Source organism: Antribacter gilvus (assembly GCF_003946865.1).
GTDB classification, from domain to species: domain Bacteria; phylum Actinomycetota; class Actinomycetes; order Actinomycetales; family Cellulomonadaceae; genus Antribacter; species Antribacter gilvus.
Map to the genome: position 1 here is coordinate 105,325 of NZ_QXTH01000003.1, position 22,399 is coordinate 127,723.

Annotated in this window: 21 protein-coding genes; 13 read left to right on the forward strand and 8 right to left on the reverse strand. The window is 73.0% G+C overall.

What is annotated here, in order from left to right; genetic code table 11:
• Window positions 1-46: 46 nt before the first annotated feature.
• Complete coding sequence (locus D1350_RS06275; RefSeq protein ID WP_125775040.1) at window positions 47-3,613, reverse strand: ATP-binding cassette domain-containing protein; 3,567 nt, start codon at window positions 3,611-3,613, stop codon at window positions 47-49.
• Window positions 3,614-3,651: 38 nt separating this feature from the next.
• On the opposite strand from D1350_RS06275, the gene D1350_RS06280 reads away from it, so the two are divergent.
• Entirely contained in the window at window positions 3,652-4,683 is a 1,032-nt protein-coding gene (locus D1350_RS06280; protein WP_125775042.1) for a TIGR03557 family F420-dependent LLM class oxidoreductase, read from the forward strand.
• 19 nt (window positions 4,684-4,702) lie between these two features.
• Entirely contained in the window at window positions 4,703-5,503 is an 801-nt protein-coding gene (cofE, locus tag D1350_RS06285; protein WP_125775044.1) for a coenzyme F420-0:L-glutamate ligase, read from the forward strand.
• A 66-nt stretch (window positions 5,504-5,569) separates the two neighbouring features.
• Here the strand turns inward: cofE and D1350_RS06290 are convergent, their stop codons facing one another.
• From D1350_RS06290 to D1350_RS06300, 3 genes are all read right to left on the reverse strand, one after another.
• The gene (locus D1350_RS06290) at window positions 5,570-8,992 is read right to left on the reverse strand and encodes an ATP-binding protein (RefSeq protein ID WP_125775046.1); all 3,423 of its coding nucleotides are present in this window, start codon (window positions 8,990-8,992) and stop codon (window positions 5,570-5,572) included.
• A complete protein-coding gene (locus D1350_RS06295; protein ID WP_240643919.1) occupies window positions 8,989-9,684 on the reverse strand; it encodes a DUF4194 domain-containing protein in 696 nt (231 codons plus the stop codon). Before D1350_RS06295 ends, D1350_RS06290 begins: the two co-directional genes overlap by 4 nt.
• A gap of 194 nt (window positions 9,685-9,878) precedes the next feature.
• Window positions 9,879-11,348, reverse strand: coding sequence for a DUF3375 family protein (locus tag D1350_RS06300; protein WP_164545049.1), 1,470 nt, complete (start codon window positions 11,346-11,348; stop codon window positions 9,879-9,881).
• A gap of 272 nt (window positions 11,349-11,620) precedes the next feature.
• On the opposite strand from D1350_RS06300, the gene D1350_RS06305 reads away from it, so the two are divergent.
• The 6 genes from D1350_RS06305 (at window position 11,621) to D1350_RS06325 (ending at window position 14,815) form a co-directional block, all read left to right on the forward strand.
• Window positions 11,621-12,124 carry a hypothetical protein gene (locus tag D1350_RS06305; protein WP_125775052.1) on the forward strand — a complete coding sequence of 168 codons (504 nt, stop codon included), beginning with the start codon at window positions 11,621-11,623 and terminating at the stop codon, window positions 12,122-12,124.
• Window positions 12,125-12,323: 199 nt separating this feature from the next.
• Window positions 12,324-12,593 carry a helix-turn-helix domain-containing protein gene (locus tag D1350_RS06310; RefSeq protein ID WP_206074440.1) on the forward strand — a complete coding sequence of 90 codons (270 nt, stop codon included), beginning with the start codon at window positions 12,324-12,326 and terminating at the stop codon, window positions 12,591-12,593.
• Window positions 12,594-12,768: 175 nt separating this feature from the next.
• Window positions 12,769-13,458 (forward strand): YdcF family protein, encoded by a 690-nt coding sequence (locus D1350_RS06315; protein ID WP_125775054.1) that lies wholly within the window; start codon window positions 12,769-12,771, stop codon window positions 13,456-13,458.
• Between the two features lie 47 nt (window positions 13,459-13,505).
• Window positions 13,506-13,778, forward strand: coding sequence for a YkvA family protein (locus D1350_RS06320; RefSeq protein WP_125775056.1), 273 nt, complete (start codon window positions 13,506-13,508; stop codon window positions 13,776-13,778).
• Between the two features lie 138 nt (window positions 13,779-13,916).
• A complete protein-coding gene (locus D1350_RS23605) occupies window positions 13,917-14,084 on the forward strand; it encodes a hypothetical protein (RefSeq protein ID WP_164545050.1) in 168 nt (55 codons plus the stop codon).
• A 122-nt stretch (window positions 14,085-14,206) separates the two neighbouring features.
• Window positions 14,207-14,815, forward strand: coding sequence for a hypothetical protein (locus D1350_RS06325; protein WP_125775058.1), 609 nt, complete (start codon window positions 14,207-14,209; stop codon window positions 14,813-14,815).
• A gap of 12 nt (window positions 14,816-14,827) precedes the next feature.
• Here the strand turns inward: D1350_RS06325 and D1350_RS06330 are convergent, their stop codons facing one another.
• Together D1350_RS06330 and D1350_RS06335 are read right to left on the reverse strand one after the other, a co-directional pair.
• On the reverse strand, window positions 14,828-15,424 hold the full coding sequence (locus D1350_RS06330; RefSeq protein WP_125775060.1) for a DUF4126 domain-containing protein: 597 nt from the start codon (window positions 15,422-15,424) through the stop codon (window positions 14,828-14,830).
• A gap of 83 nt (window positions 15,425-15,507) precedes the next feature.
• Window positions 15,508-16,563, reverse strand: a complete 1,056-nt coding sequence (locus D1350_RS06335; protein ID WP_125775062.1) for a glutathione S-transferase family protein — start codon at window positions 16,561-16,563, stop codon at window positions 15,508-15,510.
• 96 nt (window positions 16,564-16,659) lie between these two features.
• On the opposite strand from D1350_RS06335, the gene D1350_RS06340 reads away from it, so the two are divergent.
• A complete protein-coding gene (locus tag D1350_RS06340) occupies window positions 16,660-17,112 on the forward strand; it encodes an anthrone oxygenase family protein (RefSeq protein WP_125775064.1) in 453 nt (150 codons plus the stop codon).
• Between the two features lie 31 nt (window positions 17,113-17,143).
• Here the strand turns inward: D1350_RS06340 and D1350_RS24715 are convergent, their stop codons facing one another.
• Both D1350_RS24715 and D1350_RS06350 read right to left on the reverse strand, forming a co-directional pair.
• Window positions 17,144-17,278, reverse strand: a complete 135-nt coding sequence (locus D1350_RS24715) for a hypothetical protein (RefSeq protein ID WP_276313714.1) — start codon at window positions 17,276-17,278, stop codon at window positions 17,144-17,146.
• A gap of 202 nt (window positions 17,279-17,480) precedes the next feature.
• Complete coding sequence (locus D1350_RS06350; protein WP_125775066.1) at window positions 17,481-18,050, reverse strand: DUF4386 domain-containing protein; 570 nt, start codon at window positions 18,048-18,050, stop codon at window positions 17,481-17,483.
• Window positions 18,051-18,133: 83 nt separating this feature from the next.
• Between D1350_RS06350 and D1350_RS06355 the strand changes: the two genes are divergently transcribed.
• The 4 genes from D1350_RS06355 to D1350_RS06370 all read left to right on the forward strand — a co-directional run bounded on the left by D1350_RS06355 (window position 18,134) and on the right by D1350_RS06370 (window position 22,376).
• On the forward strand, window positions 18,134-18,796 hold the full coding sequence (locus D1350_RS06355; RefSeq protein WP_125775068.1) for a TetR/AcrR family transcriptional regulator: 663 nt from the start codon (window positions 18,134-18,136) through the stop codon (window positions 18,794-18,796).
• Between the two features lie 245 nt (window positions 18,797-19,041).
• On the forward strand, window positions 19,042-20,505 hold the full coding sequence (locus D1350_RS06360; RefSeq protein ID WP_206074441.1) for a family 43 glycosylhydrolase: 1,464 nt from the start codon (window positions 19,042-19,044) through the stop codon (window positions 20,503-20,505).
• Window positions 20,506-20,534: 29 nt separating this feature from the next.
• Entirely contained in the window at window positions 20,535-22,016 is a 1,482-nt protein-coding gene (locus tag D1350_RS06365; RefSeq protein WP_125775072.1) for a glycoside hydrolase family 43 protein, read from the forward strand.
• A 120-nt stretch (window positions 22,017-22,136) separates the two neighbouring features.
• A complete protein-coding gene (locus D1350_RS06370; RefSeq protein ID WP_125775074.1) occupies window positions 22,137-22,376 on the forward strand; it encodes an AbfB domain-containing protein in 240 nt (79 codons plus the stop codon).
• Window positions 22,377-22,399: the final 23 nt, after the last annotated feature.

The window sequence follows — 22,399 nt, forward strand, 5'->3', positions numbered from 1 at the left end:
AGTCACGAGAGGAATCTATCGAAAAACGATAGGCATAGCAAGCGGGTCACCCAGCGAGGTGGGACCACTCGCTGCGCAGCTCCGTCCAGGGACCTACGGCGGCGACCCGGCCCCCGTCCAGGACGACCACCCGGTCGGCGGCGGCGAGGGTGGCGGCTCGGGAGGTCGATCCCACCACCGTGGCGCCCGAGGCGCGCAACCCCGCCCAGACCAGCGCCTCGGTGGCGGCGTCGAGGGCGGACGACACGTCGTCGACGACGAGGACGTCGGACCCGGTCGCCAGTGCCCGGGCCAGACCGAGGCGCTGGACCTGCCCGCCGGAGAGCCGCACCCCACGGTGCCCCACCACGGTGCCGAGCCCGCCCGCAGCCTCGACATCCGGCCCGAGCGCGGCGTCGCGCACGGGCTGCGCGACCGGTCGGTAGGCGTGGTCGAGGCGGACGTTCTCCTCGAACGTGCCGGACATGACCCGGGGCACCTGGGCCACATAGGCCACGTGCGGGGGGCGGAGGAATCCTTCCCTCTCGGCCGCGAGCACCTCGACGTCGTTCCACCTCAGGGAGCCATGGAGGTCGACGAGCCCCGCCAGCCCGGCAAGCAGCGACGACTTGCCCGACCCGACCCGTCCGGTGACGAGCACCAGCTCCCCGCGCCGGAGCTCCAGGTCCACCCCGGCCACGCCGACGGTCCCGTCGTCGTGCACCGCGGACACGCCGCGCAGGGTCACCCGTTCGAGCCGTGCCGCGCGGCGTACCGGCGCTGCGGGCGGGTCCGCCGTGCCCGCGTAGAGGTCCAGGTCCGCCGGGCGCCGTCCGAGCCGGTCCGTCCCGGCGACGCGCGCCGCGACCTCGAGCCACCGCCGGGCCACCGGCGCCTGGGCCGCCATCCAGCCCAGGTCGTTGCCGATCCAGCCGAACCGGCCGATCGCCGTCGTCACGACCAGCGTGGTGAAGAGGGACCAGGACCCCGACACGTGCAGGGCCCACGCGACGACCGTGAGCACCTGGGTCACCACGCGTGGCGACAAGGAGATCGCGAACGTGGTGAGGTCTTCGTGGAGCGCGGCGCGGACGCGGCGCGCGTCGACGTCCGCGACCCGGCCGAGCACGGCGGGGACCGCGGCGGCGAGCTTGACGGTGCGCACCGCGTCGAAGGCCGAGCCCAGCAGGCGGCCGAGCTCCGCGCGGGCGTCGCCCGCCTCTCGCGCCGAGCGGGCCACGGCACGCCGTCCGACGACGGCCGCGACGAACGTCACGACCACCGCCGCCGCGCCGAGCGCCGTCGCCATGGCACTGTCCGTGGTGGCCGCGAGCACGGCGACGGAGAGGGGCAGCAGGACGAGCTCGGCCCAGTCCCAGGAGTGCGACAGGAGCCGCCCGTCCTCCTGCGCCCGTGCCGTGATCTCGCCCGGGGCGTCGCGAGGGTTGCGCACCTGGGCGGTCTGGCCGCGCAGCAGGTCGAGGCGCAAGCGCGCGCGTGACTCCGACCACCATCGGACGTTGAGCTTGCGCATCGCGGCGGGCAGCAGCGAGTTGGTCAGGATCGCCGCCACGATGCCGGTGGCGAGGAGCCAGGGGGCACCGCCGTCGTCGAGCGAGGTGACCAGGGACGCCCACAACCAGCCGGTGACCAGGCCGCCGGTCGCCAGGTAGGTGACCGGTCCCCAGAGCACGAGCATCCCGAGCACCCACGGCCAGCGTGCTCGCAGGACCTCACCCACCGCGCGTGCCAGGGACGGCCGGGCGGCGGCCGTCCGGTCCGTGCGCGGCCCTGGACTCGCGGCGGCCCTGCTGCCAGACGCCGGCGGCCCGGCCCCGTCCTGGGTCGCCACGGCGTCCGGCACCGCCTCCGGTGCGTGGTCCGCGTCAGCCTCCCTGTCCCGGTGGAGGCTGTCGAGACCAGCAGCAGCGAGCAGCCGGGCGAAGTGCCCGTCGGCCGTCGCCAGCGTGGCCCACGGCCCCTGCTCCACCACGTGACCGTCGTCGAGCACCACGACCAGGTCCGCGTGCCGCACGGTCGACAGCCGGTGCGCCACGACCACGGACGTGCGGCCCGCGAGCAGGGTCCGCGTCGCCCGCGCGACCCGCTCGCCGGTGGCCGGGTCCATCCGTGCGGTGGCCTCGTCGAGGACCACGACGGACACGTCCCGGACGAGCAGGCGGGCGCACGCCACCAGCTGTTCCTCCCCGGCGGAGAGCGTGACGCCGTCGGGTCCGAGGCGTGTGTCGAGGCCGTCGGGCAGCTCGTCGGCCCAGGCTCGTAGCCCGAGCGCGTCGAGCGCCGCCTCGACCCGGGCTCGCGGCACGGCCGTGTACAGGGTGACGTTCTCCAGGAGGGTCCCGGCGAGCAGCTCGGTCCGCTGCCCGACGACGCCCACGTGCCGCCGCAGGTCCTGCAGGTCGAGGTCGAGCACGTCCACGCCGTCGATCAGCACGGTTCCCGAGGGCGGCTCGACGGCCCGGGAGAGCAGCTTCGCCAGCGTGGACTTCCCCGAACCGGTGCGGCCCACGAGCGCGCAGGTGGCCCCCGCCGGGAGGCGCAGCGACACCGGGCCGAGCGCGAACCCGCCGTCGTACGCGAACGTCGTGCCCCGGAGCTCGACGTCGACGCCCGTGCCGTCCACGGCCACCGGGAACGACAGCCCGCCCGCCGGCTCCCGCTCGGCCTCGCGCAGCGAGCGGACCCTCTGCAGCGTGCCGAGGGCCTGCTCGATCGCGGGCATCATCCCGGCGAGCGAGTCGACCCGGCCGGTGAACCCGGTGACCAGCACCCAGACGGTGACGAGCTGGGCCACGTCGAGCCGGCCCCCCACCACCGCCCACGTGCCACCCACCACGACCGCCCCCACCAGGGCGTCGAGGGGCAGCTCGATCCGCAGCCGGACGCCACCGAACACCTCGGCCCAGCGGTCGCGCAGGGCCAGCGCGCGGCGGGCCAGCTCCGCGTACCGGCGTAGCGCGAACGGCTGCCCGAGGGCGGTCCGCAGGTCGTCGCGCGCGGCGATCGCCTCCTCGAGGTGCGAGACGTGATCGGACTGGGCCGCCTCGGACTCCTGCTGGATCGACTTCAACGGGCCGGAGGCGCGGCGCGCCAGCAGGATGACGACAGCCGCCACGAACGGGAAGGCGATCCAGGCGGGCCACCACGTCGCTCCGGCCACCACCCACGACACGACGGCCACGAGCACGGCCCGCCCGGCGTCGACTCCGAGCCACGCGATGCTCGACGTGAGCGTCGCCGGGTCGTCGTCGACCCGGTCCAGGAGCTCGCCCACCCCCTGGTCCTCGAGGGCGGTGAGGGGCTGCGACAGCACCGTGGTCACGAGCTCGGCCCGCAGCGCGGTCTCGGCGCGCGCCGCCGCGCGCTGGACGAGCAGGGTCGTCACGGCGTCGGCCGCGATCGCCACGACCGTGACCACCGCGAACGCGGCCAGGGCAGCCCGCGACGGCGCGGCCGCGAGCCGGCCCGTCAGCACCGCGAGGAACGACGACGCACCGGCGCTCAGCAACGCTGCCGGGAGCACCACCGCGGCGGTCCGGACGACGAGCGGCCGCCAGCCGGGCCGCGGCCGGCCCGGCCGGGGCGCGCGCGACGTGCGAGAGGTGTGCGGCATGCCACACACCTTCCCAGCCGTCACCCACACGCCCGAGGATGCACGGTCCAGGCGCTTCCCGGCTTAGGGTCGACCTCGTGGTGACCATCGGCTACGCCGCGATGCTCGAGCAGTTCCATCCCCGGGAGGCGGTGGAGCTCGCGGCACTCGCCGAGGCGAACGGTTTCAGCGGCGTGATGGCCGCGGACCGCTTCCAGCCCTCCGTGCCCCAGCAGGGGCAGGCCGGCTTCGTGTGGGACGTGCTCGGCGCCCTCGGCGAACGCACCCGGGGTGACCTGGGCGTCGTCACGGCGCCCACGTTCCGGTGGCACCCCGCCCTGGTGGCGCAGGCGTCGGCCACGCTCGCCGCGATGAACCCCGGACGGCACTGGCTCGGCGTGAGCAGCGGCGACGCGCTCGACGAGCACGTCGTCGGCGGCTACTGGCCCGAGGCCCCCGAGCGGATCAACCGCATGTTCGAGGCGGTCGAGATCGTCCGCAAGCTCTTCACCGGGTCCCTCGCCGGGCGCGACGTGAAGCACGCCGGGCAGTTCTACCGCCTCGAGTCCACCCGCCTGTGGACCATGCCGGAGGCGGCGCCCGAGATCCTCGTCGCCACCGCGGGACCCGTCACCGCCCGCCGCGCGGGGCGCCAGGCGGACGGGTTGATCACGATGGGCGCCCCGTCCGACCGGGTCGAGCTGCTCTTCGCCCGGCTGGCCGACGGCGCCCGCGAGGCCGGCCGTGACCCTTCGACACTCACGCGCGTGCTCCAGCTCCACCTCTCGTGGGCCGCGACCCACGAGGAGGCGCTCGCGAACGCCCTGACGGAATGGCCGAACGGCGGGATGCGGTTCAACCGGTCGGACATCCGCTCGCCGCACGACCTGGCGCAGCTCGCGCGGCACGTGCGGGCTGAGGACTTCGAGGGCCGGCTCCTGGTCAGCGCAGACCCGGACGAGCACCGGGCGGCGGTCCAGGGCTACCTCGACCTGGGCTTCGACAAGGTGTTCCTGCACAACGTGGGCCGCAACCAGCGGGAATGGATCGAGACGTTCGGGCGCGAGGTTCTCCCGAAGCTGGTCAAGTAGCACGACGAGAGGCGAGACGGTGCAGGTAGGTGCGGGTACGGCGTCCAGCAGGCTGACGATCTGGGCGCCGGACGGGCTGGGCGAGGTGAGTCCCGGCGACGACCTGGGCGTCCTTGTCGGCGACCTCCTCGCGAAGGAGGGCCTCGAGGACGGCGACGTCGTCGTGGTGACGTCCAAGATCGTGTCCAAGGCTGAAGGCCGGGTCGTGGCCGCCGACGACCGCGAGGACGCCATCACCGCCGAGACCGTCCGCGTCGTCGCCACGCGCGAGCGGCCCGGCCTGCCGCCGCTGCGCATCGTCGAGAACCGGCTCGGCCTGGTGATGGCGGCTGCCGGCGTGGACGCCTCGAACACGCCGGAGGGCACGGTGCTGCTCCTGCCCGAGGATCCCGACGCGTCGGCCCGCGCCATCCGTGCCGCTCTGCACGAGCGGTTCGGGCTGCGCCGCCTCGGCGTCGTCGTCACCGACACCGCCGGACGGGCCTGGCGCGACGCCCTGGTCGACATCGCGATCGGCGCAGCGGGCGTGCGCGTCGTGGACGACCTGCGCGGCGGGGTCGACAGCCACGGCAGGCCCCTGTCGGTCACCGTGACGAGCGTGGTCGACGAGATCGCGTCCGCCAGCGAGCTGGTGCGCGGCAAGGCCACGGGGCGCGCGATCGCCGTCGTGCGCGGGCTTGCCCACCACGTGACGGACGACGACGGGCCGGGCGCCCGCGTGCTGGTCCGCCCCAGCGCGGACGACCTCTTCCGGGAGGGCTCGGCCGAGGCCTACGCCCGCGGGTACGCCGACGGCGCGGCGGCCACCCCGCCGAGGTAGTGCCTCCGTCGGACGGAGGCACTACCTCGGCAGGGAAGCTCCGCCGAGACAGTGCCTTCGGAGGCACTACCTCGCGACGTCGGCGTCCGCGTCGTCCCACGGCGGGAGCACGGCCTCGTCGTCGGTGGCGGACGGCGCCCCTGCGGCCGGGCGCGCGGCCGGGCGCTCGGCGGTCCCAGCAGCCCCGCCCACCGGTGCGAGCTCCACCACGTCGATCCGCGAGTCCCGGAAGTCCCGGCACGTCGCGAGGCCCACCCCGCCCACGTAGTCCTCGAGCGTCTGCAGCAGCTTGAGCGGCGTCGCGAGGATCATGTGGAACCCGAACGCCCGGAACACGTCCATGGCGGTGCGCGTGAACTCGGTGTCGGCCTTGTCGAACGCCTCGTCGAGGATCACGGACCCGTACGCGGGCACGTCGTCCTCGCCCGGCGCGAGCTGGTAGCGCAGGGCCGCGGCCAGGCAGAACACGACGAGCTTCTGGCGCTGCCCGCCGGAGAGGCCCGCGGACGAGTCGTGCACGTCGAGGACCATGCCCTGCCCGTTGACCTCCACGCCGGTGAACCGGACGTGCCGTCGCGTGTCGAGGCAGAGGGTGCGCCACGCACGGTCGGCGGGCTCGGCCGAGCCGAGCCGGCGCATGAGCCGCTCCAGCACAGCGAAGGATCGCTCCGCGGCGTCCATGTCGTCGAGCGCCCAGGGCACGGACAGCGCGTCGAGCTCCGTGAGGAACCGGTCGACGACGGCGGGCCGCCGCTCCTTCACCCGGATCTGGAGGTAGCGCCCGGCGTCGAACGGCGACCGCAGGAGCGACGCGTTGACGGGCGTGATGCGCTCACGGATCTCGGCACCCGCCCGGCGGACCTCGCCGGCGAGGCGCTCGAGGTCGCGCTGGGACTCGTTCGCGAGCAGCCCCAGGAACGTGGTCTCGAGGGCGGGCACGCGCTGCGTGCGGAGGGCCTCGAGAATGGCGAGGTAGCGGCTGCGGTCGTTGACCTGGTCGGTGAGGTCGCGAGCCACGGCCGGCCACCGTCGGCGGAACTCGCCGAGGAGGGCCACGATCTCGCGCTCGGCCGCACCGGCGCTGCGCAGCCCGGCCTCGCGCTCCGCGTCGATGCCGCGTGCCACGCGCAGGGACACGTCGTCGATGGTCTCGTGCGTGACGTCGGGAGCCAGGTCCTGGTACCGGCGCTCCAGCTCGGTGCGGTGCGTGAGAGGGAGGGGCTGGAGCGTCGCGCCGCCCAGCTCGGTGACGACCCGTTCCACGGCGCGGCGGTGCGCGCGGGCCTCGGCGAGCACGTCGGCGGCACCGGCGGCGGTGCGGCGGGTCTCGTCGAGCCACCGCTCGGCGTCGCCCACGTCCTTCGACGCGGAGGCGAGGTCCTGCGTGCCGTTGAGGAGCGCGTCGAGCTCGTGCTGCGCCTCGACGAGGAACCGCTCGGCGGTGTCGATGTCGACGTCGGGCCAGTTCCGCCGCTCCACCTGGCGCAGGGCGGTGCGGCGGCGCTGCTCGGTCCGCTCGGTCCGCTCGGCAGCGGCGAGGGTCTCCTCCGCCGCCTGGGCCTCTGCCTCGACCTCGGCGGCGACGGTGAGGAGGTGGTCGAGCTTGTCCTCGCCGTCCCAGCCGAGCACCCAGGTGGCCGGGTCGCCCACGACGGTCGTGTCGTCCTTCACGAGGCGGTCCCCGCCCGCGACGAGGCCCTCGAGGGTGACCGTGGGACCGTCCAGGTCGAACCCGGTCAGCGAGGCGACGCACCGGTAGTCGTACTGGTCGGACAGCCGCCGGTGCAGCCAGCCGGCCATCGGCCCGTCCTTGACCTCCACCTTGTGGATGAGGGAGTCGGCGGCGGCGGGGCGCGGGGCGTCGACCCGCACGCCCACCACCTCGACCTCCAGCCGCGTCCCGAGGTCGGTCGCGTCGAGCGCCGCCGCCACCGCGTCGCGTTGCGCCGCCGGGACGAGCAGCGTCGTCGCCAGGGGACGCAGCACCCGCTCCGCGGCACCCTGCCACTCGGCGTCGAACGAGCGGACGCGCAGCAGCTCGCCGGCGAACGGGAGCGCGGCCGTGCTGAGGCCCGTCGCCTCGCACACCTGTGCCCGCGCGGCGAGCAGGGCGGCCCCCATCGCGGTCCCGCCGTCCCGCAGCGCGGCCAGCTCGGCGGAGAGAGCGTCCTTCCGCTGCCCGACGACGGCACGCGCCTCGTGCGCCCGTCGCACCTCGCGCCGCGCGTCCTCGAGCGTGAAGTCCCCGCCGGAGAGCACGCGACGTGCGGTGGCGCGCAGGGCGGCGAAGTCCTCGAACGACGCCGGGAAGTCGAGGCCGGCGTCGGCGAGGTCCTCCGCGAGCTCGGCGCGGCGGTTGCGGACGAGCGCCGCGACCTCCCCGGCGCGGGCGAGCCGGTCGCCCTGGGTGGCGAGGGCCTGCCCGCCGCGGGTCTGGAGCACGAGCAGCGCCTGCTGGTGCGCGTTGCTCGCCTGGAGCACCTCCGTGTCGGCGGCGTCACGCGAGTGGGCGGCGAGGTCCTCGGCCTGCCGCGCGTCGGCGAGGGCGGTGCGGGCGAGCTCGAGCTTCCACGTCTCCTTGAACGTCTCGAGCGACCCACGCAGCCCCGCGGCCTGGACCGCGGCGCTGGCACCCTCGTCATAGGCGCGGGCGAGGGGCACCAGCCGGGCGAGGTGCTTCTCCTGGCGCCGGGCCTCGAGCAGCTGGGCGTGCGCCTGCGCCAGGTCGCCGAACTGCTCCACGGCGGCCTCGGCCAGGTCGAACGTGCGCGGCTCGTCCAGCACGCCGCGGAACAGGTCGTCCAGGCTGCCGAGGTTCTTCGCCGACTGCGTCCGGTGGAGAAGCACCAGGGCGTTCTCACCCTCGATCCCGAGCGCCTGCGTGAACGCGGCCGCGAACGACCGGTGCCGGTCCGTCACGCCCGCTCCGGGCCACCGCGAGGCGATCCCCGCGGCGTCCAGCCCGGACCGGGCGAACGGCTCGAGGTCGAGCAGGCCCAGGTCGTCGGCGAGCAGGACGTGCAGCTGCTCGACCTCCGTCGCCGTGCGACCGACGCGGAAGAGGGTCACGAGCGTGACCACGCCCGTGCCGTCCTCGCCCGCAGGCGTGCCCTGCTCGTAGCGGAGCAGGACGCCGCTCCAGGTGGAGCCGGGGCGGAGGTGGTCGGCCACGACCTCGCCGGTGGCCTCGTCGGTCCGGTGCCGCCATGCGCCGCGGACGTACCCGAGCACGTCGCGGTCGGCAGCCTTCGCCTCACCGCCCGCAGCCCCGCCGGCGCCCGCCGCGGCCGCGTTGAACCGCAGGCGGGCCGGGGGAGTGAGCACCGCCGCGACGGCGTCCACCAGCGACGACTTGCCCGAGCCCGAGTGGCCCGTGACCAGGAACCCCTCGCGGGCGACGTCGACCCGGTGGTGGCCGGAGAACGTTCCCCAGTTGACGACCTCGACCCGTGCGAGCCGCCACTGTCCCGGGTGCGTCGTGGTGGTCATGCGCCCTCCTTGGCAAGTCGTGCGTACTCGGCCTGGACGGCCGCCACCTCGTCGGCACCGAACAGCACGCGCAGCACCGGCGAGACCTCGTAGCGGTCCGCGCCGGACGGTTCGAGCAGCCCCCGCTCGACCAGCCGCGACCAGGAGGCGTCGAGCAGCCCCACGAAGTCGGTGGCATCGACGCCCGAGCGTTTCCGCAGGCCGGCGAGCGCGTCGCCCACGTCCGCGCGCGACACGACGGCGCGCTCGCCCGCCGTGTCCAGCAGGCAGCCGCGCAGGTGGAGGAGCACCGCCGTGTCGAGGAAGGTCAGCGGCTGCTCGCGCACCGCAGACACGGCGCCACCACGGGCCGTCCGGACGAACGCCACCTGGGTGTCGACGTCGAGCACCAGGTCGAGGTACAGGTCCGCGAGCCGCGACCGGACCTGGTCCTCGTCGGCCAGCAGCGCACGCCAGGCGGCAGCATCGCGGTCGGCGGAGAGGTAGGGCCCGCGCACCAGCAGAGCGAGCGCGCTCCGGGTCGGGGCCCGGAGCGTCCCGGTGTCACCGGTCCAGAGGGCGGTCACCTCGTCGTGGCCAGACGCCGGCGGCTCGGCCCCCGCGTCCGGCCCGCCGGAGGTGGTGGCCGCCCAGGCGCCGCCCCCCGCAGGAGGTGGGGCGCTCGCGGAAGGTGAGCGACCGGCGTCGGGCACCGGCGGGAAGGTGCCTGTGCGGACCGTGGCGAGGCGGCCGGTGGGCGGGCTGCCCGGGCGCTGGGCGCTGAGTGGGGCCTCCCGCGAGGGTCCTGTGGACCCGTCGCCGGCGGAAGCCAGATGGACACCGAGTGGGGCCTCCCGCGAGGGTCCTGTGGAACCATCGCCGGCGGAAGCCAGATTGGCGAGTTCGGTCATGGGACGAGCTCCTCGAAGAGGTGGCGGGGCACGGTGGCGCGACGAGGTCCGGCGGGCGTCTTCCAGGTGACGTCCTCGTTGCCGGCGGCGCGACGGCCGTGCCGCTCGGCGAGCACGAGGAGGCCCACCACGCTGGCGAGCCCCTGGCTGGGCGGGTGCTGGGCGAGGACCTGGGCGACGGAGACCTCCCCGGAGCGCGTGACCGCGTCGTTGACATGGGCACGCAGCTCGGTCACGTCGATCTCGGAGGCGCGGGCCAGCTCGCGCAGGACGGCGGGGTCGACGCCGGTGCCACGCCCGGCGTGGCTCACGACCGGCGGCGCAGGCTCGGCGTCCTCCGGGTGATGGAGCGCGAGCCCGGCGGGGGTCGACGGGTCGGCGGCGCCGAGGGAGAGCGTGAGCGCCGTGGGGGTTCCGAGCGGGATCGTCTCCGCCGTGCCGAGGGAGGCCTGCACCGTGTCCCGGAGGAGGCCGTGCAGGGCCTGCTCGGCCGCGGGAGCGTCGGCCCGGAGGCGTCGGACCAGCCCTCGCCGGAGGGCGGCCAGAGTAGCGGCGGCGTCGTCCGTGGCGGCCTCGAGGGCGGGGACGAGGCGGCGCAGGGCTGCCGACTCTGCGGGGGAGAGGCCGACGCGTCCGGCGTCGAGCAGCGGCGTCGGGTCCAGGTCGGCGGCACGTTCGCGCAGGGCCTTGCCGACCGCGGCCACCGCCTTGCCGGCCGCCGACTCCGCAAGGTGGTCCACGCCGCGGAACAGGTCGTCGAGTACGGCGTCGCGGCGGACGGCTTCCGTTGCGGCGCCCGACTGGGCCTCGGTGAGGCGACTGCGGAGGTCGTCGTCGGCGCGCTCCAGCTCGGCGACGGCACGGGCAAGGCCGGCGGGGACCTCGGCCGCGACGGCGAGCAGCTCGCGCACCTGCTGGGCGGCCTCCTCGGGCGTCAGCATCGGGGCGTCGCCGTCGCGCACGCGGGCGATCTCGGCGTCGATACGTCCGCGCTCCGCCTGCAGGACGGCGAGCCGGGCGTCCCGGTCCGGCTCGGTGCCCGCGAGCACGCGCCGCAGCCCGTCGGCGACGAGGGCGACGCGCGTCGGCGTCGCACGTGGTGGAGGGGCGTCCAGGGCGGCGGCGAACCTCAGGGCCACCAGGGCGCCCTCCGACGGCTCGACCACCTCAGCGGCTCCGCCGCGGGTGCCCCGCGTGACCGTGCGTCGCACCAGGACGCCGTCGGTCAACCACTCGTGGACCAGCTCGCCGGCGCTGGGGAGGTCGGCGTCCTGGTGCCGAAGCTGGTCGAGCTCGTCGTCCAGGAGGGCGACAAGCTCGCGCTCGGGCAGGCGCCGCGCCTGGTCGTCGAGGCAGCGCGCCAGCAGCGTGACCGCCACCGGTGCGTGGCGCGACCGCAGGAGCACCCAGGCGGGGTGCTCCTGTGCCAGGCGTCGTGCGTCGCGCGCCGCGGTCAGCGTGCTCATGACCGCAGAGAGTATCGGCCCCGGATGGACGTTCTTGACCGCATCCTGGACTCGGGCGGGCCGGGAGCGGGTGAACCGGGGCATTCGGGGCGGGCTTTCGGCGTGTCGAGGATGCCCCAGGGCTACGATCACTCACCCATCCGGCCGGGTGCGGCGAGTGGACGAACCCTGGAGGCGATGTGTCGCAGGCGCCGGACAACCTGCTTGCACGGCTGGTCAGACACCTGTCCCGGCGTGGCTGGAGCGAGGTGCTGCAGTTCGCAGGCGTCCTGGTGCTCTTCGTCGCCGGGGTGCTCGGGTACAGCGGGTACGCCGACCAGCGTGACATCGGGACGGCCCACAGATTGAAGGCCACCGGTATCTCCGCCGTCGCGTACGACGCGGAGCTGACGACGACGCGGAAGGCGCCTCGCACCATGCATGTCAGGCCGAGGGAAGACATCGCCCGCGATGCCCAGCGGGACGTGAGCGAGGTGAGCGCGACCGTCTACCTCAGGGACGGCACGCACGAGGAGATCCACCTGACACATCCGCAGCTCCATGGGAGGGACGACGCCGAGGACCGTGCGCTGCGCGCCAACTACGACGGCACCTTCGACGTGCTCTTCGACCCCGAGGACGAGAACATGGTCATGGCCGAGGCTGACGTCGAGCGGCTGCTCGCGGGCTCCCCGGCAGCGACCGGGAAGTTCGTTACCGGCGTGGTCGGCATCGTGGTCGGCGTCGGGATCTTTGCGTTGGGCAGGGCGACGCGCAGGTCGCAAGGGCGTCGATGAGGCAGGCTGGTTGCCCTGGCCCGGGCAGCTGCCGCCCGGATGGTCGTGGCCCTGAGCAGGGCGGATGCCCGACCCTTCCGGTGGACGCGCGGATCTCCTCCTAGAGGAATAGAGTGCTAGCCATTACAGGGTCTGCCGGGATAACGCCCACCCGGCGGGCCCTGTTGTGCGCTCAGGACCTCTTCGGACGGAGCCCTACGTGTCCAAGACCGCTCTCTCCCGTCAGCCCGTCGGCCCACCAGGGACCACCGGCGAGCTCATCACCCGTCTGCGCCTCTCGCGCGGGCTCAGCATGAGCACGCTCGCCCGCAACGCGGGCGTGCCCACCTCCACGATCAGCCGCATCGAGACCGGACGCATGCAGCCCAGCCTCGCGATGCTGCGCCGGATCGCTGCGGCGGCAGGCTTCCGGCTCGTGGTCCGCGTGACCGACGTGCCCGACGGCAACCACTGGGAGGTGTGCCTGTGACGTCCCTGCGTGTCCGGACGAGGGCCCAGGGTGCGCTAACTTGTCGAAGCATGCGCCACCCACACGCGATCCCGGGCCGGGTGAATGTTCGCCCCGCCCAGGGATCCGGGCTCCTGGCGAGCGGTCACGTACGTCCCCTCGTGCCAGCCAGTGCTTTGAGCCGTATGGTCCCCATATGCCGACCGTCATGATCCCTGGCGAGGTGCGGGCCGAGGTCGAGGTGCTGTGGGACTACCACGACCTCGGTCACGAGCCGCGGCCCGTCGACGTCTGCATCGGCCTCGGCGGACACGACCTCGGCGTCGCGGAACGCGCGGCCGAGCTGTTTCACCGGGGCTACTTCCCGCGGATCGTGTTCACCGGAGCGAACGCCCCCACCACTCTCGACGCCTTCCCGTCGGGGGAGGCCGTGGGGTACCGGGACCACGCGGTGGCCCACGGGGTCCCCGCGGGCGCCGTGATCGTCGAGCCCCGGGCGCGGAACACGAGCGAGAACCTCGAGTACAGCCGCAAGAAGCTGGCCGAGGAGCAGATCGAGGTGGGCTCGGTGCTCCTCGTGACGCGGCCGTACCAGCAGCGCCGCGCCTATGCCACGTGCCGCATGGTGTGGCCCGAGGTGGAGGTCTTCTGCGCCTCCCAACGGTTGCCGCTCGACCAGTACGTGGCCTACATCGGGGACGTCACGCGCGTCATCGACATGATCGTGGGCGACACCCAGCGGCTCAGCCTCTACGCCGAGAAGGGCTTCATCGCGCAACCCGAGGAAGAGGTGCCGGACCGCGTGCTGCTGGCGTTCGACCGCCTCGTCGCCGCCGGCTACACGAGCCGGCTGGTCCCCGAGGCGTGCGACACGGTCGCTGTCTGACCTCGGGGCTCCTGGCGGGGCATCGAGGTATCGGATAGTTTCACGTCATGGCACAGGACCCGGCGACGCGCGGCAAGTCCCCGCTGTCGTGGAAGCAGGTCGTGACGCTCGTCGGGTCGCTCGGCTATGTGGCCAGCCCCGTCGACCTGATCCCGGACGTCCTCGCCCCCTTCGGTCTCGGCGACGACGCCGTGGCGGTGGTGATCGCCTCCATCACGCTCGTGACCGCCGTGCGACGGTTCCGGGCGGGCCGGCCCAAGCGGGTCGCCGGGGGCACGCAGGCGCCGCAGGTGACGGCGAAGCCGCGGTCCAAGCGGTAGCGCCACCACATCTGCCCTGATCACAGCGCCGGGCGATTTCACCCGGCCGACCCGGGCGTACCACGGTCGTGTTATCGCCTCACTCGCGAAAGCCCCATAACCTCTGAGCGTCCCTGCTCATCGCTCCGGAGGTTCTCTGTGCCCGCATCCCCTGGTCCCCACCCGACCCGTGACGGCACGACGGACGAGACGTCGACGGGGAAGCACGATCCTGGCCGGCCAGGACGCTCGGCTGTCGTGGTCCAGGTCGTCGCGGTGGTGATCTCGCTCGGGATCCTCATCGGGATCCTGCTGTACGTGTTCTGACCGCCCTCCGCGGGTCTTCGCGGGGTCCCGCCCGGCCGCGTCACCAGAGGTCAGGTCGGGCGGGTTCCCGCACTTCACCGTCACCGGTGGCGGGGAGCAGGATGCGCTGCGAATCTGCCCCTATGGGACAGAACGCGACAGACGAGCACGTCGAGACGTTGACCCTCCCGGCCGGCGGGATCCCCGCGCTCCGGCCCTTCGGCAGGACCGTCCCGGCTGCGCCGGCCGCTGCGGCTGCGCCGGCCGCGTCCGCGTCGACCCGTTCGGCTCCTGCGGCCGCTCCTGCCGCACCTGTTTCCGGGCTCGCGATCCCGAAGGTTCCCGCGACGGTGCTCCCGGCGCCGCGCCGCGGACGGCACTTCGCGGACACCGGGCCCGCACCCGCGACCGGGCCCGCACCTGGACCCGCACCCGCGCTTCCGCGCCGGGGCGGCACGGGGCAGGCACCCGGACGCGTGGTGGCGCGGGTGGCTCTGCCCGACGACGGACGCTGGGGTCGCCTCGGGCGCGCACCGCTGACCGCCCGCGAGGCCGAGGAGGCCTGCCGGTACCGGGTCGCCGTCATGTACGGCACCGACGGCACCGTGCTGGAGCTGCGCGCGGTGCGGACCGCGACCGGTCAGGCCACCGTGCACCTTGCGGAGCCGGACGGCACGGCCGAGTACCACATGCTCGCGGAACAGGTGCCGGGCGGCGTGCGCATCACGCGCTGCAGCCAGGTCTTCGCCTGAAGGGTCAGGGCGCTAGAAAGCGCCCTTGAGATTGCCGCGTCTGCGCCAGCTGCGGACCACGAGGATGATGCACGCCACGAGGCCGAGCAGCAGCGGGATGACGAGGATGGGCAGCAGGACGGCGAGGAACGACATGCCGACCGAGCCCACGTCCTCCGCCGTGCTGACGAAGGGCGCTGCGGTGCCGCCGGTGGCGGTGTTCGCAAGGACCCGTGCCCCGGACTTGGTGGCATGGACGCCCAGCGCGAGGACGATGCCGAGCACGACCGGCATCCACTGCCCTGACTGGAGGAACGACTGGGGGTCGGTGACCGTGACGGTCTCCGAGCCGGCGCCCGCCCCGAACGCGATGCCGCCCGCAGTAGGCCGGATCACGGTCTGGATCACGTCGTTGACGGTGTCGACCACGGGGATCTTGTCGGCGACGAACTCGACCACGAGCAGGACCACGAGGATGCCCAGCACCCACGGGTTCTCCAGCCACGCCCACGAGCCGGGCAGCTCCAGCAGGTCGGTGAACCGCGAGAGAAGTCCCAGCAGGATGAGCGGGATCCAGGCGTTGAGGCCGGCAGCCAGGGCGAGGCCGCTGCCAGTGGCAAGCTCGAGCATGCCCACAGTGTGGCACGCACCACCCACACTCCCGGTGAAGCCTCCACCGCCGTCTCCGAACCGTGACGTGCGACGGGACCGCCTTACCGCAGCGGCGTGTGCTCCGCCTCGACGACCTCGCCCGGCCGGACCGGGCCGGGCGGTGTGCCGTCGCCGAACGGGCGCCCGCCGAGCTCCTCGCGGCCGTGGGGCGTGACCCAGCCCGCCAGGTCAGGGCCCCGCGGGATGATCTGCGTGGGGTTGAGGTCCGTGTGGACCACGTAGTAGTGCTGCTTGATCTGCCGGAAGTCCACGGTGTCGCCGAACCCCGGGGTCTGGAACAGGTCCCGTGCGTAGCCCCACAGGGCCGGCATCTCCGTCAGGCGGTTCCGGTTGCACTTGAAGTGCCCGTGGTAGACAGGGTCGAACCGCACCAGCGTGGTGAACAGCCGTACGTCGGCCTCGGTGATCGTGTCGCCGACGAGGTACCGCCGCTCGGACAGCCGCTCCTCGAGCCAGTCCAGGGCGGTCCACAGCCGGTCGTAGGCCTTCTCGTACGCCGCCTGCGAACCCGCGAAACCGCAGCGGTACACGCCGTTGTTCACCTCGGTGAAGACGCGGCGCATCACGGAGTCGAGCTCGTCGCGGTGGGCAGCGGGCAGCAGGTCCGGCGCGCCCTCCCGGTGGTGGGAGCGCCACTCCGTGGACAGGTCCAGCGTGATCTGCGCGAAGTCGTTCGTCACGACCGCCCCGTCCCCGGTGTCCACGATCGCCGGCACCGTGATGCCGCGCGGGTAGTCCGGGTCGCGCGCGAAGTAGGCCTCCTGAAGCCGCTCGATCCCCAGCACAGGGTCCCGGCCGCCCGGGTCGAGGTCGAACGTCCACGACCGCGCATCGTGCGTAGGTCCCGGCAGGCCGAGCGAGATCGCGTCCTCCAGGCCCAGCAGCCGGCGCACGATGATCGACCGGTTCGCCCACGGGCACGCCCGTGCCGCGACGAGCCGGTACCGGCCCGGCTCCACGGCGTAGCCGTCCCGCCCGTCCGCCGTGATCCTCGTGGAGATGTAGTTCTGGTCGCGCGTGTACTCCTTGCCGGGCACCGAGTATGTGCCCCCGACCGAGTGCTCGGGGTTCTCCGGGTTCGACGTCGACTCGCTCATGGGTCCGAGCCTAGGCCGAGCTGCTGACAGGGCGACCGGCGCGCCCGAGGCGAGCGACCGGCGTCGGGCAGCAGACTGGGCGCAGGAGGTGGCGAGATGTTCGATGTGCTGGCGGTCCTTTCCGCCGTGATGCTCGGCCTGTCGGCCGGGGTGTTCTACGGGTTCTCCGCGTTCGTGATCCGTGGGCTGCGCCGCGCCGAGGACGGCGAGGCAGGAGCCGTGATGAACGGGATCAACGCCGAGGCGGTACGGCCGCCGTTCATGGTGGTGTTCATGGGCGCGCTGCTGCTGCCGCTCATCACCAGCGTGTGGGCGTTCGCGGCGGGCCTGCCCGGCGCGGGCTGGTTCCTCGCCGCGACGATCGTCTACGCCGTCGGGACGTTCGGTGTGACCGTCGGGCTCAACGTGCCGCTGAACAACGGGCTGCTCGCCGCGCCCGACCTCGCCGAGGGCTGGCGCGACTACCACGGGCCCTGGACACGGTGGAACCACGTGCGCGCGGCGTCGGCCGCGGTGGCCTCGGCGCTCGCGGTGGTGGGGCTGCTCTGACCGGGACAGGCCCGTCCCGGAGGACCGGGGGTCAGGGGCCGAGCAGGGCGAGCGGAACGGCTGCGACGCCGTCCCGTCGGCGGTAAGCATGCTCGCCCGAGTAGACGACGACGACGTCGATCAGGTCACCCGCGATCTTGTTCCTCAGCCAGCCAAGATGCTTCACATCTGCGTCTCCTACCCGGTCCGCGAGCTTGACCTCGATGGCCAGGACGCGACCGTCTGCACGGGATCTACTCTACTGATCGCAGGGGTTCTAGTCTTCTGATCGCAGCGCTTGTGGTCTTCCGATCGCAGGGTCTCGATCGGGGCGGACCTCCCCGGTGCGGGGCTCGCTCAGCAGGGTGGAACTGCTCTGACCTGACTGCTCACTGTCGCACCGCGCTTTCCGGTTCGACCAGGGCCGACGGCGCGGTCGGGTACCAGCCTCGGACGAGGAGCAGCAGGCCGAAGGTGATCTCGAACAGTCCGCCCGGGACGGCGAGCGCGACGCTCGCTCCCGCGAGGACGGGTTCGAGGAGGACGCCGACGGCGAGCAGTGCATACCCCGCCGCGCCCCACAGCCCGAACCACCGGGGTGCCGTCCCCGCGGCGGGCAGCGCCAGGCAGAACGGGATGCTGCCCAGGCCGAGGAGGACCATCGCGGCCGTGTACGCGACGTGGTGTGCCGAGGCGTTCCCGCCCGCGAGGAGCAGGACGCCTCCAGCGAGGACGACGGCCTCCGTGATCCTGGTGAGGAGGTAGACCAGCGCCGCCCGTGGGGCAGCGACCCGCAGGGGGTGGTACAGGAGAACGCCGATGACAACGACGGCGGCCGAGTTCAGGAGCACCAGGACCAGGCCCGCAGGTCGCGGTGCGAGCGCGTCGCCGACGCCGTAGAGGACGAACACCGCGAGGAAGAGGGCGCCGGCGAGCCTGCCGGCCAGACGATGGGACATGATGCCTCCAGTCGTACAAAGTAAGGGTACTTAGTACGGTAGCACTGCCTGGTAACCCGTCGAGCAACCGAGAGGATGTCTTCGTGACCCATCACGACTCCGCAGGCGTCGAGCCCAAGCTGCCCCTCTCGCGTGAGCGAGTCCTCCGTGCGGCCGTCGCGCTCGCTGACGCCCGCGGGCTCGCCGCCGTGACCATCCGGTCGCTGGCGGACTCCCTCGGCCTCAAGCCGATGTCCCTGTACCACTACGTCCGAGGCAAGGACGACGTGCTGCACGGCATGACTGACCAGGTCTTCGCCGAGATCGACCTGCCCGATCCCAGCGCGCCGTGGCGGGACGCGCTCCGCGCCCGTGCCGTGTCCGCGCGCACCGTCCTGTCTCGCCATCCGTGGGCGCTGACGATCCTCGACCTCCAGCCGGCGACCGGGGCAGCGACGCTCCGGCACCACGACGCCGTGCTCGGCGTCCTACTCAGGGCAGGGTTCTCGCTGCGGGTGACCGCGCGCGCCTATACCCTCCTCGACGCGTACGTCTACGGCTTCGTGCTCCAGGAGGCCGTGCTGCCGACCGACGCCGGGCCGCCGGGCGACGCGGCCGCAGCCACCCTCGACGCCGACAGGTATCCCCACCTGGCTGCATTCGCCGCCGGGCTCGTCGGGCAGCCCGGCTACTCGTTCGGTGACGAGTTCGAGCCGGTGCTCGACCGCGTGCTGGACGCGATCGGCGCGCTGCGAGAGGACGGTTGACCACGGCCGTGTCGCCGTGACGCCAGAGGCCGTAAGGGTGCCGGGGGAGGCGCTTCCCCGGTAGGTGAACGACCAGAGCGGGGGCGGGGGCGCCCGGGCCCCTGGCGTGCGGCCTTGTTATCGCAAACATCCACCCTTGACCCGCTGGTCGGCTGGGAACATAATGGATATGTTAGCGCTCACATCGCGCCCCTGAGCGGGTGCAAAGTCGCGCCCTGCTGTCCCTCGATCGCAAAGGAGCGAACGTGCACAGCCGTCACACCCTGAGCAAGAGCAGTTCCGGTTTCGGTGACGCCGTGGGTCGCGCCACCACCCGTACCGCGCGCCGCCTCGCGGCGCTGCTCGCCCTGGTGCTCCTGCCGGTCGTCCTGGTGGCGCCGGCGGAGGCAGCACCCACCACCGTCACCCTCGGGCGTGCGTCGTTCGAGCCGGTCAACTATGCCGGGCGGTTCGTCCGGCACCAGGACTACCTGGGCCGGATCGACCCGGTCACGTCGTCCAGCGCGGCGCAGCTCAAGAGCGACGCGACGTTCACGGTGGTGCCGGGCCTGGCGTCGTCGTCGTGCTACTCGTTCCAGGCCACGAACGGCCGGTTCCTGCGGCACAAGGACTACCGCGTGCGGCTCGACACGAACGACGGGTCGGCCACGTTCCGGGCCGACGCGACGTTCTGCGCGCAGACGGGCTCGGTCACCGGCTCGGTGTCCTTCACGTCGTACAACTTCCCGTCGCGCACGCTGCGGCACAAGCGCTCCGAGCTGTGGATCGACCCGACCCAGGACACCGCGCAGTTCCGGGCCGACAGCTCGTTCTACCGGCGCACGCCGTGGACCCCGCGGACGACCGCCAACCCGGTGCTGCCGGGCCTGTTCGCCGACCCGCACCTGACGTACCTGAACGGGCGGTACTACCTGTACCCGACCACCGACGGGTACGCGGGCTGGTCCGGTCCCGCCTACTCGGCGTGGTCGTCGGCGGACCTGACGACCTGGACGTTCTACGGGAACGTCCTCGACCTGGGACCCGACGTGTCCTGGGCGGACAACTCGGCCTGGGCGCCCGCCGTCGTCGCGAAGAACGGGAGGTACTACCTGTACTTCAGCGGCGGGGCCGCGTCCGGGAACACGGCCAAGCAGCTCGGGGTCGCGGTCGCGGACTCGCCCACCGGCCCGTTCCGCGACGCGCTCGGCCGGCCGCTGGTCGCCGCCGGGGCGTACTCGGGCCAGGCCATCGACCCGATGGTCTTCACGGACGACGACGGCACGTCGTACCTCTACTGGGGTCAGGGTGCGCTGCGGGTCGTGCCGCTGAACGCGGACCTGACGTCGTTCGACCCCGCGCGGGTGCGGACCATCACGCCGTCGGGCTACAACGAGGCGCCGTTCCTGTTCGAGCGGAACGGGACCTACTACCTGATGTGGTCGGAGAACGACACCCGCAGCGAGGACTACCGCGTCGCGTACGCGACGGCGTCGTCGCCCACCGGGCCGTTCACGAACCGTGGCGTGGTCCTGAGCAAGAACACCGGCCTCGGCATCCTCGGGACCGGCCACCACTCCGTGGTGAGGTCGCCCACCGGCGACACCTGGTACATCGCCTACCACCGGTTCGCGGTGCCCGCCGGCAACGGCACCAACCGCGAGGTGGCGATCGACCGCCTCACCTTCCGCGCCGACGGCACCATCGCGCCCGTCGTGCCGACCCCCTGACCCCATCCACGACACGAAGGAGTGCTCGGATGAACACCACCGCACCTTCTCGGCGGGCCGCTGCCCTCGTCGCCATGACTGCCGCCCTGGCGCTCGTGGTCTCGACCTGGATCGTCGCGACGGCAGAACGCGCCGCCGCGCTCGACCCCTTCACCGGCTACCTCATGGCCCACTTCACGGGGGAGTCGTCGAACAACGGCGAGCAGATCTACCTCGCGCACAGCGACGACGGCCTGCGCTGGACCGACCTGAACGGCAGCGCCGTCGTGCTGCGCAGCAACGTCGGAACCGGCGGGGTCCGCGACCCCGCGCTCGTGCGCTCCCCGAACGGGGACAAGTACTGGATGATCGCCACCGACCTGTGCATCGGCTGCGGCACCAGCTGGTCGACGGCGATCAACAACGGCAGCCGCAACCTCGTCGTCTGGGAGTCCAGCGACCTCGTGAACTGGTCGGCGCCACGCCTGCTGAACGTGGCCGGCGCGATCCCCGACGGCCGCAACGCGTGGGCGCCGGAGGCCATCTGGAACCCGGCGACGAACGACTACGTCCTGTACTGGGCCACGAACGTGCCGCAGAACGGGACCACCAAGCACCGCATCTACTACGCGCGCACGTCGGACTTCCGGACCATCACCACGCCCCAGCCGTACATCACGCCGTCGGGCACCAACGAGATCATCGACACCCAGATCATCGAGGTGGCCAACAGCCTGGGTGGATACCGGTACTACCGGGCCAACGTGACGGGCAAGCACATCACCGTCGACGCGAGCAACAGCATCCTCGGCACGTGGACCAACCTCGGGAACCTGTCCGGCCTCAATATCTCGAACGGGGCCGTCGCAGGCAGCACGGTCGTCGAGGGTCCCATGTGGATGCAGTTCAACGGCCGCAACGAGTGGGCCATGTGGCTCGACCAGTTCGCCACCGGCCGCGGGTACATGCCCATCACGTCCACGAACCTCGGGAGCGTCGCGAACTTCCGCACCAGGGCGACGTCGGAGTACAACCTCGGGACCAACCGCAAACGGCACGGCTCGATCCTCAACCTCACCCAGGCCGAGGAGAACCGCGTCCTGGCGAAGTGGGGCACGGCCGCCCCCGCGCAGCGCCTCCAGTCGTACTACTTCCAGGACCGGTACGTGCGGCACGTCAACCACGTGGTCCAGATCGACGCGAACGTCACCCCGGCCCAGGACGCCCAGTGGCGCATCGTCCCAGGCCTCGCCGGGAACGGGACGGTCTCGTTCCAGTCCGTGAACTACCCCGGCTACTACCTGCGGCATCAGGACTACGTCGTCGTCCTGGCCCAGGACGACGGTTCCGCCGGCTTCAAGGCCGACGCGTCGTTCACGCCGGTCGCGGGACTCGCGTCGTCGTCCTGGACGTCCTACCGGTCCTCCAACTACCCCGACCGCTACCTGCGGCACTACGCCTACAAGCTCCGCATCGACCCGATCTCCACCGCGACCGAGCGCGCCGACGCGACCTTCCGGCCGGTGAACTGACATGGGGCGCCCGGTTCGCAGTGCCCCACGCGTCGTCGCGGCCCTGGCCGCGCTCGCCACGGCGGTGTCCACCCTCGTCGTGGCCGTGGCCGCGGCCGTCCAGCCCGCAGCAGCGGCCACCTGCGCCACGTCAGCTACGAGGTGCGGCTCGTGAGGAACGACGGGACGGCGACCTTCACGGCCGACGCGACGTTCACGAAGGTCGCGGGTCTCGCCGACGGCGCCTGGACGTCGTTCCGCTCGTACAACTTCCCCGACCGCTACCTGCGGCACTCCGGCTACGTGCTGCGCATCGACCCGATCACGTCCAGCTCGTCGACCACGGACAAGCAGGACGCCACGTTCCGCCTCACCTACTGAGCAACCCCACCTTCGCAAAGGAG